Below are 537 nucleotides of genomic sequence, written 5' to 3'. Positions count from 1 at the left end.
GACGGCTCACCGACCTGGATCGGCTGGAACCGCCGCTCCAGCGCGGCGTCCTTCTCCAGGTGCTTGCGGTACTCGTCCAGCGTGGTCGCGCCGATGGTCTGCAGCTCGCCGCGCGCCAGCATCGGCTTGAGGATGCTCGCCGCGTCGATCGCGCCCTCGGCCGCCCCCGCCCCGACGAGCGTGTGGATCTCGTCGATGAACAGGATGATGTCGCCGCGCGTGCGGATCTCCTTGAGCACCTTCTTCAGGCGCTCTTCGAAGTCACCCCGGTAGCGGCTGCCCGCCACCAGCGCGCCCAGGTCGAGCGTGTACAGCTGCTTGTCCTTGAGCGTCTCGGGCACCTCGCCCTTGACGATGGCCTGCGACAGGCCCTCGACCACGGCGGTCTTGCCGACGCCGGGCTCGCCGATGAGGACCGGGTTGTTCTTGGTGCGGCGGGAGAGCACCTGCATCACCCGCTCGATCTCACGCTCCCGGCCGATCACCGGGTCGAGCTTGCCCTCCCGGGCCGCCTGCGTGAGGTTGCGCCCGAACTGG

General features: G+C 69.6%; 1 protein-coding gene. It reads right to left on the bottom strand.

From position 1 onward, the window contains the following. The coding region (locus HC031_RS32295) for an AAA family ATPase (protein ID WP_167929245.1) at window positions 1–537 on the bottom strand (537 nt) is incomplete at both ends.

It is taken from the genome of Planosporangium thailandense (genome assembly GCF_011947195.1).
GTDB lineage: Bacteria > Actinomycetota > Actinomycetes > Mycobacteriales > Micromonosporaceae > Planosporangium > Planosporangium thailandense.
Note: the sequence above shows the minus strand (reverse complement) of the source record. Positions and strands in the feature narration are given on the sequence as shown.